This is a genomic window from Streptomyces sp. NPDC093065, from assembly GCF_044754585.1.
Classification (GTDB): domain Bacteria; phylum Actinomycetota; class Actinomycetes; order Streptomycetales; family Streptomycetaceae; genus Streptomyces.
Window position 1 is genome coordinate 101,350 of record NZ_JBIVPJ010000007.1, and the last position, 13,214, is coordinate 114,563.

Genomic DNA, 13,214 nt, shown 5'->3' on the forward strand with positions numbered 1-13,214 from the left:
CGGTTCCTTTCGCAACGGGAAGGACGAGTCGCCGGTCCACCCGGTCACCCACGGGCGACGGGAGGACCCGGCAGCACCCGGCGCAGCCCGCAGGCCACCACCCGGGCGGAGAAGGACACGGCGAACCAGGGAGTGGGAGCCAGGGTGGCCAACCGCTCGCGGTCCCGAGGGACGTGGCGCTCCCCGCGGCCGGTGACGTCCAGCCACGCACCGAAGTGCAGCAGCCGTGCCTCGGGCCCGGCGCCGCGCGCGGGGAAGGGCCGCATGTGGTCGCGCACCGCACGCGTCAGGGCGGTGCGCCGCCCCAGGCCCACCGCGTGCCCGGCCAGGAACGCGTCGAGCAACTGGGCGGAACGGCAGGGGAACCCACCGCGGCCGAGCCGTGAGCGGCCGACCAGCCCGGAGTCGTGGAACGCCGCGGCGGCCAGCAGCCCCACCCGGTCGTAGGCCGTCCCGTCGGTGCGCGCCAAGGCGTCGGCCAGCAGGAACGTCCGCAGGGAGTGCACGGCCACGCTGGGCGGCAGCAGCCGGCGCATCTCCGTCAGAGCGGCGCCCGCGAGGGGGTGTCCGAGCAGCTCCGCCAGGGCCGGCCGGCCGAGCAGGGGCTGCCACGCCTCGGGCAGCGCCTCCGGCGGCACGGAGGGTGACGACCCCGGCCCGCCCGCGGCGGAATCCGGAACCTCCGGAACATCGGGACCCGCGGCCATGACCCAACCCCCTTGCCCTGTTACCTCATTGGCAGTGTCCGTCTCACCTGTCTTTACGCTCGGGCCGCACCCCGACCCCCGTTTCACAACGGATCGCCCCCGCCCGCGCGTTGACGTGGGACCGGCGGCGCGTGATGCGCGGAACGCGCTCGGGGCGCACGTTGCGGACCCTCAATGCGCACGACTCGAAAAAATGGACCCTAATTACTCCATGGGGTGAATTCTTTCCCCCGGCCGAGGGATCGTTGCGGAATTCGATGGACGTGAGACTGAGAAGTCGCTTTCACCTCGGCCGCATTCCTCCACGAAAGGGAGAACACCGTGAGCTTCCTCAACCCCCGCCTTCCGGGAGTCGCTTCGGACGACGTCGTCACGGACGTCACCGAAACGCCGCACCGCCTGGGCGCGGTCGTCGCGGCCGGCGGAGCACAGGTCGTCGCCACCGTCGACGTACAGGCGGGAGAAGACGACTGGAACGCGCCGCCCAGCGAGGAACATCCGCGTCCGGTGGTACTCGTGCACGGCACCTTCGGCAATCGCGGCTACACCTGGAGCACCGCGACACCCCTGCTGCGCGAGCACGGGCACCGGGTCTTCCGGCTCGACTACGGCCAGCACGGCAATCCGGTGATCTTCGGCCTCGGCGACATCAGGCACTCCGCGCGCCAGCTGGCCGAATTCGTCGACGAGGTGCTCCGCCGCACCGGCGCGCGGAAGGTCGACCTCGTCGGCTTCTCGCAGGGCGGCATGATGCCTCGCTACTACCTCAACGCACTGGGCGGCGGGCCCAAGGTGCACAATTTCGTCGGCATCTCACCCAGCCACCACGGCGTCACCGCGCAGGGCCTGATGAACCTGGCCCGCCAGATCCCCGGCGCGGTGGAAGTGCTCGAACAGGGCGCCGTCGGGGAGGTCGTGCCGGCCTGGCCGCAGCTGCAGCACGACCACCCCTTCCAGCGGGAGCTGGCCGATCTCGGCGAGACCACGGAGGGCGTCCGCCACACCGTGATCGCCACCCGGTACGACGACGTGGTCACCCCGTACACCTCGTGCGCCCTGGAGGAGACGGAGGGGCGCTTCGTCAACAACATCGTCCTTCAGGACATCGACCCGGACGACCACACGCCGCACGTGAGCATGCCCTACAACGCGACCGTGCTGAAGGAGGTCCTCGCGGCGCTCGCCTCCTGAGCGCGGCTGCCGTCCAGGACGACACGGGCCACCAGTGCCGGGTCGTCGTTCATGGGGACGTGGCCGCAGCCGGGCAGCCGTACAAGACGGGCGTGCGGGACGGTGCGCTTGGCGCGTATGCCCTGGCGGGGCAGGAGCAGCCGGTCGCGGGTGCCCCACGCGACCGTGACCGGGACGTCCGGCACGTCATCGGTGAACAGCACGCTCCGGCCCGCCCGCAGCGTCTCGGCGAACCCCTCGGCGTGCGCGAGCGCGAGGGTCTCGGCGACCACGGCCTCGGGGGAGCGCCGGCCGGGGCGGGCGTAGATCGTGCTGGTCAGGGCGGTGCGGCCGACGGCCATGCGGGACAGCCGCTCGACCAGGGGGAGCGGCAGGGCGCGCGCGGTGCGGCGCATGCCCGTCAGCAGGCCGAAGGCGTAGCGGCGCTCGGCCTGCGTCCAGAAGCCGGCGGGGGACAGGGCCGTCACCGACCGCACCAGGTTCTCCCGGCCGAGCTCCAGGGCCAGCAGGCCGCCCAGCGAGTTGCCCGCCACGTGCGGGCGGTCGAGCCCCAGCGCCGCGCAGAAGGCACCGAGTACCGCGTTCGTCGTCGGCAGGTCGTGCGGCAGGCCGTGCGGCAGCGCCGACGACTCCCCGAAGCCCGGCAGATCCACGGCGATCACCTCGCGCTCGGTGGCGAGGATGTCGACCACCGGGTCCCAGGCTTGCCGGTGGTGGCCGATTCCGTGCAGCAGGAGCAGGGGCTCGCCGGTGCCCACGCGGTTGTAGGCGAGGGTGATGTCCTGCGGGCCGTGCCCGGTGGGGGCCGTGAAGGAGAGTGTTGCGGACATGGGACTCCTTGTCGGGAACACGTAACGAGGCGACGTCGGGTAGACAGCTTGTCAGTAGGAGCTACCGACGGGTAGCCCCGGTGCCCGGCCGGGGTGATTCCGCCTGGACACCACCGGACTCGTCCGCTGGGATGGAACGGTGACCACCGACACCGCGACCGACGTCTTCGAGAAGCACCGGCCCGTCCTCCTGGGCGTCGCCTACCGCATGCTGGGCCGCCTGGCGGACGCGGAGGACGTGGTACAGGAGGCGTGGCTGCGCTGGTCAGGCGCCGACCGGGCCGCCGTGCGCGAGCCCCGGGGCTACCTGGTGCGCGTCACCACCCGCCTCGCCGTCGACCGGCTGCGCCAGGTCAAGTCGCGCGGCGAGACGTACATCGGCCCGTGGCTGCCCGAGCCCTGTGTCACCGACTTCGGGGACGCCGTGCCGGACACCGCCGAGCGGGCCGTCCTCGCCGACTCGGTCTCCCTCGCCGTCCTCGTCGTGCTGGAGTCGCTGTCCCCGCTGGAGCGCGCGGTGTTCGTCCTCAGGGAAGCGTTCGGCTACCCGTACGCGGAGATCGCCGCCATGCTGGAGCGCGGCGAGGCCGCGGTGCGCCAGCTGGCCGGACGCGCCCGCAGGCACGTCGACGAGCGACGGCCCCGCTACGACGTCGACCCCGCGCAGCGCCGCGACCTCACCGAGCGTTTCCTCGCCGCCGCGACCGAGGGCGACCTGGCCGGCCTGCTGGCCACGCTCGCGCCGGACGTCCGGCTGGTGGGCGACAGCGGGGGCCGCTCCAAGGCGCCGCTGCGCGTGCTGGAGAGCTCGGACAAGGTGGGGCGCTTCCTGCTCGGCGTCGCTCGGCAGGGCGTTCCCGACGCCACCTTCCGCTTCCTGGAACTCAACGGCGGCCCGGCCGTGCTGGTCCGCTCCGGCGGCAAGCCCGACGCCGTCCTCCAGGTGGACGTCGCCGACGGGCGCATCCAGGCCGTGTACATCGTGCGGAACCCGGACAAGCTGACCTCTCTGGCCGACATTCCCTAGCGCTCCGCCGCGCCCTCCCGCCCGCCCCACGGCCCCGGCCCCCGTCCCGCGACGGGCGCCGGGGCCGTCCCGTCGCGGGATTGGTCTTGACCAAGGGGGTGGGGCGTTTTATGGTCGCAGAGAACTGCAACAACCTTTAATAAACAAGGGCGTCAAAACGCCGCCGGACCACGGCGATTGCGGAGGACAGGGTGGGGACCACGCAGTTGGAATCGGTACCGGAGCCGAAGTACTGGCACCTCAGGACCGTGCTCACCGAGGCCCTGGACTCGGAGTTCCAGGTGGGCGAGATCCTGCCGAACGAACGTGACCTCGCCGCCCGCTTCGGCGTCGCCCGCGCGACCCTGCGGCAGGCCCTGGAGCAGCTGGAGCTGGAGGGCAGGCTGCAGCGCCGCCGCGGCGTCGGTACGACCGTGGCCCCGCCGCGCGTCGGCGTGGCCGTCGACACCCGGGAACACGCCTGGCCCGGCACGGCCGACGACGCGTGGCAACCGGCCGACTGTCTCCTCACCGCGCCTCCCGCGGCCGTGGCCGACGCCCTGGAGACGGGGCGCGACGAGCCCGTTCACACCGTCCGCCGCTCCCGCGTGAGCCACGGCCAGCCCGTCGCCGCGGAACTGCTGTACGTGCCGTCGTCCTCCGTGCCCGGCCTCCCCGCCATCGACGCGCCCTCGGGCGCCGCACGCGCGCGTGCCGTGCTGCGCGAACTGCAGCGCGGGGCGCTGGAGCGGCGGGAGAGCGCCGTCGAGCTGGGCTCGGCCGGCGCGGACGACGCGAAGGAGCTGGACCGTCTCCCGGGCGCGCCCGTCCTCGTGGTCACCACCCGCTTCCTCGCCGAGGGCCGCACCGCCGCGCTCTCCGTCGCGACCTACCGCGCGGACACCTGCCGGCTGACGTTCGGCGACTCGGGCGACGTGGAGATCCACCACGGCCCCCAGACCCAGGCCTCCTGACCCACCCGGCCCACCCGCCCGCGTCGGCGGGCCTCCGCCCGCCGGCGGCCGTACGCACGGCCCGATCCACCGGTCCACGCCCGTCGTTGCGCGTCCGTGCCCACCGCCGGGCAGTCGGTCGCCCGTCGCCGGGCGCCGGCGACGGGGATCAGCGGCGGGCCGTGGCGCCCTCGACCGCGAACAACTGCTCCTCCACATGGTCGAGGGCCAGCCGCAGCGCGCCCGTGGCCACGGCGGCCTCACCGAGCAGCGACAGGGCCACCCGCGGCGGACGCAGGCAGTAGCGGGCCAGCTCCCGCCGCAACGGCTCCAGTACGCCGTCCAGCCCGGCCGCCCAGCCGCCGATGACCACCATCTCGGGATCGAGCGCCAGCGCCAGCGCCGCCACGTCGTGCACCAGCCGCTGTATGAAGCGCTCGACGGCCGCGCGGGCCCGCTCGTCGCCCTCGCGGGCCTCCGCGAAGACCTTGGCCACGGCCTGCTCGTCCAGCGGGTGCAGCGGCTGGTCCGTGGTCGACAGCAGCGTCTCCGGCGTCACGTCCCGGCCCAGCAGATGCAGCGCCCCGATCTCCCCGGCCGCCCCGCCGTACCCCCGGTGCAGCCGCCCGCCGATCAGCGCCCCGGCCCCGGGACTCAGCCCGGCCAGCACGAACACGATGTCCTCGCACTCGGTGGCGGAGCCCTTCCAGTGCTCGGCGACCGCCGCGGCGTTCGCGTCGTTCTCCACCAGTACCGGGCACTTGAAGGAACGGCTCAGCCGCTCGCCGAGGCCCAGCCCCGTCCACCCCGGCAGTGCCGTGCCCAGCCGGACCGTGCCGTCCGCCTCGACGATGCCGGGCGTGGCGGCGCCGACCGCCCGCAGCGAGCCGCGCGCCACACCGGCCCGGCGCAGCAGCTCGGCGACGGCCGTGCGCAGCCGCTCCAGCCGCTCGTCGGCCGACGCGTTCTCGTCCACGTCCTTGGCCTGGGCGCCGATCACCCGGCCGTCCAGGTCGGACAGGAGCGCGGCGACGCGGTGCGGGCCGATCTCCAGGCCCAGCAGGTGCCCGGCCTCCGCCCGGAACCGGAACCGCCGCGCGGGCCGTCCCTGCCGCCGGGCCGTGGCCCCGTCGGCAGCCGCCTCGACGACCAGACCGGCCTCGATCAGTCCCTCCACGACGCCCTCGACGGTCGGCCGGGACAGCCCCGTCACCCGGGTGATCTCGGTCAGCGTCGCGGAGTCCGTCGCACGCAACGCGTGCAGCACCACGGCGGAGTTGATCCTCCGCAACAGCGACGGATCCCCGCCGGTCAGGCCTGCCAAGGTCCGTCCTCCCAGCTAGTGCGCGTGTTGGCCGGATGGTACTCGGCCCGCCGATCCCCGGCGAGCTCCGGCCCGCGCCCGCCCGGCCCGCGGCCGTCGCTCATCCGGGTGCCACGAACCCCGACTCGTACGCCGTGATCACCGCCTGGGTGCGATCCCGCGCCCCCAGCTTCGCCAGTACGGCGCTCACATGCGACTTCACCGTCTCCGTGCCGACGACCAGCCGCGCGGCGATCTCCGCGTTGGACAGCCCCCGCGCCATCAGCCGCAGCACCTCGCCCTCCCGCTCGGTCAGCCGGGCGCGCTCCAACACCCCGCGGGCCGCGCGGTTGCCGCCGCCGTCGCCGTACTCGGCGGCCAGCTGCCGCACCGAGGCGGGAAACAGGAGGGACTCGCCCTCGGCGATCAGTCGTACCGCGTGCACGATCTCGGCCGGGCGGGCGCGCTTGAGCAGGAACCCGTCCGCGCCCGCGCGCAGCGCCTCGTACACGTACTCGTCGTTCTCGAACGTCGTCACCACGAGGATCTTCGGCGGGTCGGCCACCGTCCGCAGCAGTGCGCGCGTGGCCTCGATGCCGTCCAGCAGCGGCATCCGGACGTCCATGGCGACCACGTCCGGCCGCACCTGCCGCACCAGCGGAATGACCGCCGCCCCGTCGGCCGCCTCGCCGACCACCTCGATGTCCGGCTGCGCCTCCAGCACGGCCCGCAGACCGGCGCGCACCAGGGGTTCGTCGTCGACAAGGAGCACTCTGACCGGCATCCGGTCAGCGTAGATCAGCCCAACGGGAGCTCGACGCGCACCAGCCAGTCGCCGGCACCGTCCGGCCCGGTGTGGGCCCGCCCGCCGAGCAGCGCGGCCCGTTCCCGTATGCCCCGCAGTCCCGCGCCGCGTCCCGGCGCGGCTCTCGCGTCCGGCAGCGGATTGCGTACGTCCAGGGTGAGCGCGTCCTCCGCCACCTCGACGCGGACCCGCGCGGGCACGGCGCCCGCGTGCCGCAGCACGTTGGTCAGCGCCTCCTGCAGGATGCGGTAGCCCTCGCGGGAGACGTGACCCGGCAGGGTCTCCAGCGGGCCCGCGACCTCGGCGTCGAGCTTGGCCCCCGAGGCACGGGCGGACTCCAGCAGGCGGACGGCGTCCACGAGCGTCGGTCTGCCGCTCACCGGCCGCTCCGACTCGCGCAGCACGCCGAGGACCCGCTCCAGGTCCTCCAGGGCCGACCTGCCGGTCTCCTCGATGGCCGTCAGGGCCCGGTCGGTGAACTCCGCGCTGTTCGCCGCGCGAGCGGCTCCCGCCTGGACGACGGCGACGGTCAGCGCGTGGCCGATGGAGTCGTGCAGCTCGCGTGCGATGCGGTTGCGTTCCAGGAGCTGCTCGGTGCGTTCCTCCAGGGCGGAGAGCCGTTCGGCGGCGGACGGTCCCAGGAGGCGGCGGGCGAGCCGGGTGATCAGCTCCCCGGAGCCGACGACGACCGCGGCGAGCAGCAGGAGCGGCAGCGGCGAGAGCAGGCCGTACCACCAGCCGCTTCCCGTGAGGCGGAGGAACGAGCCTTCCCCCTGCCGCCCGCCGCGCGCCGCGTTCACCAGGTCGACGGCGAGGACGGGCAGCTGCACCGTGAGCATCGCGACGCAGGAGCCGATGAGCAGGCGTGCCTCCAGCCACACGACCGTGCGTCCGCGGTCGGCCCAGGTCGCGGACGGCGCGACGACGATGTCCGTCGTCGTGTCGTCCGGCCGGTGGCCGGTCAGCAGCAGTCTGGCCTGCACGCCCTCGACCACCCGCATCCCGGGCACCAGGCCGGCCGCCGCCAGCGGCACCACCGACACGAAGGCCCACGCCTCGTCGAGGAAGATCCACATGGCCGGCCACACCACGGCCATGAACAGGTGCAGCCATCGTGTGTACGTCACCGCCCGGCCGAACGGGCGCAGCAAGCGGACCATTCGCCCATCCTGGCAGTCGCCACTGACACCCGGCCTCCCCCGCACGGGGGAGCCGGTCTCCACCGGCGGGGGAGGCCCCGCTCCCGCACCGACCGGCACGCTGCCGCCATGACCAGCATCGACGTCCAGAACCTCACCAAGGAGTACGGCACCCGACGAGCCGTCGACGACCTCACCTTCACCGTGCGCCCCGGCCGCGTCACCGGCTTCCTCGGCCCCAACGGCGCCGGCAAGTCCACCACCATGCGACTGGTCCTGGGCCTGGACCGGCCCACCTCGGGGACCGCGACCGTCGGCGGCCGCTCCTACACCGCCTTCGAGGAACCGCTGCGGCACGTCGGTGCCCTGCTCGACGCGCACGCCGCCCACGGCTCGCGCACCGCGCGGAACCACCTCCGCGTCCTGGCGGCGAGCAACCGCGTCCCCGCGCGGCGGGTCGACGAGGTGCTGGAGGAGACCGGCATCGCGTCCGTGGCCCGCCGCCGGGTGAAGACGTACTCCCTGGGCATGCGCCAACGGCTGGGCATCGCCGCCGCGCTGCTGGGCGATCCCGAAGTGGTGATGCTGGACGAGCCGTCCAACGGGCTGGACCCGGAGGGCATCATCTGGATCCGCGAACTGCTGCGGCGGCTCGCGGCCGAGGGGCGCACGGTCCTGGTCTCCAGCCACCTGATGAACGAGACCGCGTCCTTCGCCGACCACCTGGTCGTCCTCGGCCGGGGCCGCCTGCTCGCGGACACGCCGATGCGGGAGTTCATCGACGCGCGCGTGCAACCGCGGGTGCGCGTCCGGACGTCGGACCCGACCGCCCTGACGGCCGCTCTCGCCCGGCACGGCCACGACGCCGTGGAGCACGACGACGGGTACTGGACCGTGCACCACGCACGCGTGGACGACGTCGGCCGGATCGTGTCCGGCGCGGGCGTACCCGTCCTCGAACTGACCTCGGACGAGGGCACGCTGGAACAGGCCTACCTCGACCTGACCGCCAACGAGACCGAGTTCACCGCACAGCCCCAGGAGGCCTGACCATGAACCTCACGCCCGTCCTCCGCGCGGAGGCGCTCAAGGTGCTCACCCTGCGCTCGCTGTGCGGCGCACTGCTGGCCCTGTTCGCCTTCACCACCGCGTTCTCCGCGCTGGCCGGGGTGTCCGACACCTCGGACCCGGACTTCGACCCGCTGTTCACGGCCCTGTCCGGGGTCATGCCCGGCCAGATCGCGGCCATCGCCTTCGGAGCCGTCGTCGTGTCCAGCGAGTACCAGGGCAACGGGATCCGGCTCACCCTGGCCGCGGTTCCGCAGCGGGGGCGGTGGTTCGCGGCGAAGCTGGCGGTCGTCGCCGTCCCCGTCCTCGGGGTGGGGCTGCTCACCGCGCTCGCCGCCCTGCTCGCCGCTCGCGCGGGCCTCGGCTCGGCGGCGGCCGGGCTCACCGCCGGCGAGCAGATCCGGGGCGTCGTGGGCTGCGGCATCTACCTCATGCTCATGGCCCTCTTCGCGGCCGGCCTCACCACCCTGTTCCGCAGTGGCGTCGCCACGCTGTCCACCCTGATCCCGTTCATCCTGATCATCTCCTTCGTCATCGGGGACGCGGCGGGCACCGTCGCCGACTTCCTGCCGGACAGGGCCGGGCAGATCGTCCTGCACCAGACGTACGAGGGGACCCTGGGGGTCTGGACCGGGCTCGCGGTGACCGCGGCCTGGACGGCGGCCGCGCTCCTCGCCGGGTTCTGGCGGCTGCGCCGCCGGGACGCCTGACCACGGGAAGGCGGTGGCCGGGCTGACGCCCCGCCAATTGTCAGTGCCGGCGGGTTTACTGGACACATGAACATCGCGCGGCACCTCGCACTCATCGACGAGCTGTGCTTCCGGCCCTTCCCGGCGGAGCAGGGCCCGTCGGACGAGGCCACCGCGGGGCCCCGGGGCTTCACGGCGGTGCTGGAGAGCAGCCGCGGCCTGCGCGACCGCGACCCGGCGCAGCGGGCCGCGACGGTGGAGCAGTACGAGAAGGAGCGGGACGCACTCTGCGAACGGCTCGCCCCGCGCTGGGGCGAGACGGCCCCCTGGAACCTGCAGACGGTCCTCCTGCGGACCGAGCGGGAGGAGATACCCGAGCCGTGGGCCGGGCTGAGTGCCCACGCGCGCGTGGCGTATCTGTGGGAGGCGGAGGGCACCGGCCGCTGGGTCGCGGTGGCCGTCGCCGACCGGGACGCGGCGGACGAGGTGCGGCTGCTCGCGGTCGTCACCGAGGAGGCGCCACCGTGACCACCCGGCCTACGCCTGCGACGGCCGCGCCTGCGCCGCGACCCGCAGCCGGGCGAACTCCTCCGCCATCGTCCGCGCCGTCCAGTGCGCGTTGAGCCCGCTCGGGTTGGGCAGCACCCACACCCGGGTGCCGCCGAACGTCCGCTCCTGCGGGCCCACTTGCGCTTTCCGCTCGTCGAAGGCGGTCCGGTACGCGGTGACCCCGACCACGGCCAGCCAGCGGGGCCGCAGCCGTGCCACCTTCGCCACCAGCAGCCGCCCGCCCTCCCGGTACTCCTCGGCGGTCAGCTCGTCCGCCCGTGCGCTGGCCCGCGCCACCACGTTCGTGATGCCGAGCCCGTAGGACGGCAACTCGTCCTGCTCCGAGGGCTTCAGCAGCCGGGGCGTGAACCCGGACAGATGCAGGACCGGCCAGAAGCGGTTGCCGGGACGGGCGAAGTGGTGGCCGGTCACCGCCGTCATCAGGCCGGGGTTGATGCCGCAGAACAGCACGCGAAGGCCGTCCGCGACGACGTCCGGCACGAGTCGGTCGCGGGCGGCCTCCAGCTCGGCCCTGGTGAAGCGGGTCAGAGGATGGCTCCGGGGGTGTAGCCCGCGGCGGCCGGGTGCTGCTTGACGATCTCCTCGATCCGGCCGACGACGACACCGACCTGGTCGGACGCGGCACCGGTGAAGGAGAGCTTGTCGGCCATCAGGGCGTCCAGAGCGGACCGGTCCAGCGGGATGCGGTCGTCGGCGGCCAGCTTGTCCAGCAGCTCGTTGCGCTCGGCGCCCTGCTCACGCATGGCCAGGGCGGAGGCGACGGCGTTCTCCTTGATCGCCTCGTGGGCGACCTCCCGGCCGACACCGGCGCGCACCGCACCCATCAGCACCTTGGTGGTGGCCAGGAACGGCAGGTAGCGGTCCAGCTCCCGGGCCACGACGGCCGGGAAGGCGCCGAACTCGTCGAGCACGGTCAGGAACGTCTCCAGGAGCCCGTCGAGCGCGAAGAACGCGTCCGGCAGGGCCACCCGGCGCACCACCGAGCAGGACACGTCGCCCTCGTTCCACTGGTCGCCCGCCAGCTCCCCGGTCATCGAGGCGTAGCCGCGCAGGATCACCATGAGGCCGTTGACGCGCTCGCAGGAGCGGGTGTTCATCTTGTGCGGCATCGCCGACGAGCCGACCTGGCCGGGCTTGAAGCCCTCGGTGACCAGCTCGTGCCCGGCCATCAGCCGGACGGTCTTGGCCAGCGACGACGGTGCCGCCGCCAGCTGCACCAGCGCGGTGACGACCTCGTAGTCGAGGGAGCGCGGGTAGACCTGGCCGACCGAGGTGAAGGCCTCGGAGAAGCCGAGGTGCCCGGCGATCCGCTGCTCCAGCTCCGCGAGCTTGCCCGCGTCGCCGCCGAGCAGGTCCAGCATGTCCTGCGCGGTGCCGACCGGGCCCTTGATGCCGCGCAGCGGGTAGCGGCCGAGCAGCTCCTCCACCCGGCCGTACGCGACGAGCAGCTCGTCGGCGGCGGTGGCGAACCGCTTGCCCAGCGTCGTGGCCTGCGCGGCGACGTTGTGGGAGCGGCCGGCCATGACCAGCTCGCCGTACTCGCCGGCCAGCTTGCCCAGCCGCGCGAGGACTGCCACCGAGCGGTCCCGGATCAGCTCGAGCGACAGCCGGATCTGCAGCTGCTCGACGTTCTCCGTGAGGTCGCGGGAGGTCATGCCCTTGTGCACGTGCTCGTGCCCGGCGAGGTCGTTGAACTCCTCGATCCGCGCCTTCACGTCGTGCCGCGTGACCTTCTCGCGCTCGGCGATCGAGGCCAGGTCGACCCGGTCGAGGACGCGCTCGTAGTCGGCGATCGCGGCGTCGGGCACCTCGATGCCCAGGTCCTTCTGGGCCCGCAGCACGGCGAGCCAGAGCTGCCGCTCGAGCCTCACCTTCTGCTCGGGCGACCAGAGGGTGGCGAGCTCGACGGAGGCGTAGCGTCCGGCGAGGACGTTCGGGATGCGGGGCTTGGCGGGAGCGGAAGTCACGTAGAGGGATTCTACTGGCGATTCGTGCAGGTGGGCGCCGCGGGGTTGTTCGTCGGAAGCTACGAAGGGCGCGTGGCGCAGGGAGTCACCGCGACGGATTCTCGTAGGGCAGCAGCTCGGGGCGCTTGGGCGGCAGGCCGTCGCCGGAGGAGCGGCCGGTCAGCCTGCGGCCTATCCAGGGCAGCAGGTGCTGCCGGGCGAACCGGACGTCGGCGGTCCTGCGCGCCATCCAGTCCGGCGGCGGCGTCGCCGGGACCGGCGCGTGCCAGTCGGGGTCCTCGGGCTCGTGGCCGAGCGACTGCCACACCGCCTCCGCCACCCGGCGGTGGCCGTCGGCGGTCAGGTGCAGCCGGTCCACGTCCCACATCCGGGGGTCGGCCAGCGACCGGGCCGCATACAGGTCGACGACCACGGCGCCGTGCTGCTTCGCCAGGTCGTCGATGACGGCGAACAGTGCCTCCATGCGCGGCCGGAACCGTTCGAGCACCGGCCCCTGACGGCCCGGACTGCGCATCAGCACCAGCTGCTCGCAGTTCGGGGCGAGCCGCTCCACGGCCTGGGTCAGCAGGTCCCGCACGCGGGCCATGTCGCACTTGGGCCGCAGCGTGTCGTTGAGCCCGCCGACCAGGGTGATGACGTCGGCTCCCATGGCCGCCGCCACGTCCACCTGCTCGTCGACGATCTGCCCGATCAGCTTTCCCCGCACCGCGAGATTGGCGTACCGGAAGCCGGGGGAGCGCGCCGCCATCCGTGCGGCGAGGAGGTCGGCCCATCCTCGGTAGGAGCCGTCGGGCAGCAGGTCCGACATGCCCTCGGTGAAGGAGTCGCCGACGGCGACGAGGCTGGTGTACGCGGGATTCGTCTGCATGGCGTCGGAAATGGTATCCCCTGCACATACCCGCCGGTCGGTCGCCCTCCACGCGTTCGGGCCGCCCGCTGCCGCAGTTCGGGCGACACCGGCAAGGGCCCGCCGACTGGTTCACGGG

14 protein-coding genes are annotated in these 13,214 nt (G+C 73.6%); 6 read left to right on the top strand and 8 right to left on the bottom strand.

The features are described from left to right. Positions 1–44 precede the first annotated feature (44 nt). Positions 45–707, bottom strand: coding sequence for a hypothetical protein (locus tag ACIQFU_RS14710; protein WP_402551556.1), 663 nt, complete (start codon positions 705–707; stop codon positions 45–47). 321 nt (positions 708–1,028) lie between these two features. Between ACIQFU_RS14710 and ACIQFU_RS14715 the strand changes: the two genes are divergently transcribed. Further along, a complete protein-coding gene (locus ACIQFU_RS14715) occupies positions 1,029–1,898 on the top strand; it encodes an esterase/lipase family protein (protein ID WP_402551558.1) in 870 nt (289 codons plus the stop codon). Here the strand turns inward: ACIQFU_RS14715 and ACIQFU_RS14720 are convergent. Next, a complete protein-coding gene (locus ACIQFU_RS14720; RefSeq protein ID WP_402551560.1) occupies positions 1,850–2,728 on the bottom strand; it encodes an alpha/beta fold hydrolase in 879 nt (292 codons plus the stop codon). The genes ACIQFU_RS14715 and ACIQFU_RS14720 overlap by 49 nt on opposite strands. Before the next feature lie 139 nt (positions 2,729–2,867). Here ACIQFU_RS14720 and ACIQFU_RS14725 point away from each other — a divergent pair, with 139 nt between their 5' ends. Next, complete coding sequence (locus tag ACIQFU_RS14725; RefSeq protein ID WP_402551561.1) at positions 2,868–3,755, top strand: RNA polymerase sigma-70 factor; 888 nt, start codon at positions 2,868–2,870, stop codon at positions 3,753–3,755. 191 nt (positions 3,756–3,946) lie between these two features. Continuing rightward, positions 3,947–4,708, top strand: coding sequence for a GntR family transcriptional regulator (locus ACIQFU_RS14730; protein WP_402551563.1), 762 nt, complete (start codon positions 3,947–3,949; stop codon positions 4,706–4,708). Between the two features lie 148 nt (positions 4,709–4,856). On the opposite strand, the gene ACIQFU_RS14735 is transcribed toward ACIQFU_RS14730, so the two are convergent. The 3 genes from ACIQFU_RS14735 to ACIQFU_RS14745 form a co-directional block, all read right to left on the bottom strand. After that, entirely contained in the window at positions 4,857–6,011 is a 1,155-nt protein-coding gene (locus ACIQFU_RS14735; RefSeq protein WP_402551565.1) for an ROK family transcriptional regulator, read from the bottom strand. 100 nt (positions 6,012–6,111) lie between these two features. Next, positions 6,112–6,774, bottom strand: coding sequence for a response regulator (locus ACIQFU_RS14740; protein WP_402551566.1), 663 nt, complete (start codon positions 6,772–6,774; stop codon positions 6,112–6,114). A gap of 14 nt (positions 6,775–6,788) precedes the next feature. Further along, entirely contained in the window at positions 6,789–7,955 is a 1,167-nt protein-coding gene (locus tag ACIQFU_RS14745) for a sensor histidine kinase (protein WP_402551568.1), read from the bottom strand. A 108-nt stretch (positions 7,956–8,063) separates the two neighbouring features. On the opposite strand from ACIQFU_RS14745, the gene ACIQFU_RS14750 reads away from it, so the two are divergent. The 3 genes from ACIQFU_RS14750 to ACIQFU_RS14760 all read left to right on the top strand — a co-directional run bounded on the left by ACIQFU_RS14750 (position 8,064) and on the right by ACIQFU_RS14760 (position 10,219). Next, positions 8,064–8,984: an ABC transporter ATP-binding protein gene (locus tag ACIQFU_RS14750; protein WP_402551570.1), complete on the top strand. Its 921-nt coding sequence runs from the start codon at positions 8,064–8,066 to the stop codon at positions 8,982–8,984. A gap of 2 nt (positions 8,985–8,986) precedes the next feature. Further along, a complete protein-coding gene (locus ACIQFU_RS14755) occupies positions 8,987–9,712 on the top strand; it encodes an ABC transporter permease (protein ID WP_402551572.1) in 726 nt (241 codons plus the stop codon). Between the two features lie 66 nt (positions 9,713–9,778). Then, entirely contained in the window at positions 9,779–10,219 is a 441-nt protein-coding gene (locus ACIQFU_RS14760; RefSeq protein ID WP_402551573.1) for a hypothetical protein, read from the top strand. 9 nt (positions 10,220–10,228) lie between these two features. Here ACIQFU_RS14760 and mug read toward each other — a convergent pair whose 3' ends face one another. The 3 genes from mug to ACIQFU_RS14775 all read right to left on the bottom strand — a co-directional run bounded on the left by mug (position 10,229) and on the right by ACIQFU_RS14775 (position 13,096). Further along, on the bottom strand, positions 10,229–10,741 hold the full coding sequence (gene mug / locus ACIQFU_RS14765) for a G/U mismatch-specific DNA glycosylase (protein WP_402551575.1): 513 nt from the start codon (positions 10,739–10,741) through the stop codon (positions 10,229–10,231). 44 nt (positions 10,742–10,785) lie between these two features. Further along, positions 10,786–12,228, bottom strand: a complete 1,443-nt coding sequence (gene purB / locus ACIQFU_RS14770; RefSeq protein WP_402551577.1) for an adenylosuccinate lyase — start codon at positions 12,226–12,228, stop codon at positions 10,786–10,788. 85 nt (positions 12,229–12,313) lie between these two features. Beyond that, positions 12,314–13,096, bottom strand: a complete 783-nt coding sequence (locus ACIQFU_RS14775; RefSeq protein ID WP_402551579.1) for an SGNH/GDSL hydrolase family protein — start codon at positions 13,094–13,096, stop codon at positions 12,314–12,316. Positions 13,097–13,214: the final 118 nt, after the last annotated feature.

What these genes read in the sequence shown, in the direction of transcription:
- ACIQFU_RS14710 (WP_402551556.1), bottom strand. Translation starts at nt 707, where the DNA reads ATGGCCGCGGGTCCCGATGTTCCGGAGGTTCCGGATTCCGCCGCGGGC.
- ACIQFU_RS14720 (WP_402551560.1), bottom strand. Translation starts at nt 2,728, where the DNA reads ATGTCCGCAACACTCTCCTTCACGGCCCCCACCGGGCACGGCCCGCAG.
- ACIQFU_RS14740 (WP_402551566.1), bottom strand. Translation starts at nt 6,774, where the DNA reads ATGCCGGTCAGAGTGCTCCTTGTCGACGACGAACCCCTGGTGCGCGCC.
- ACIQFU_RS14745 (WP_402551568.1), bottom strand. Translation starts at nt 7,955, where the DNA reads ATGGTCCGCTTGCTGCGCCCGTTCGGCCGGGCGGTGACGTACACACGA.
- ACIQFU_RS14750 (WP_402551570.1), top strand. Translation starts at nt 8,064, where the DNA reads ATGACCAGCATCGACGTCCAGAACCTCACCAAGGAGTACGGCACCCGA.
- ACIQFU_RS14755 (WP_402551572.1), top strand. Translation starts at nt 8,987, where the DNA reads ATGAACCTCACGCCCGTCCTCCGCGCGGAGGCGCTCAAGGTGCTCACC.
- ACIQFU_RS14760 (WP_402551573.1), top strand. Translation starts at nt 9,779, where the DNA reads ATGAACATCGCGCGGCACCTCGCACTCATCGACGAGCTGTGCTTCCGG.
- ACIQFU_RS14775 (WP_402551579.1), bottom strand. Translation starts at nt 13,096, where the DNA reads ATGCAGACGAATCCCGCGTACACCAGCCTCGTCGCCGTCGGCGACTCC.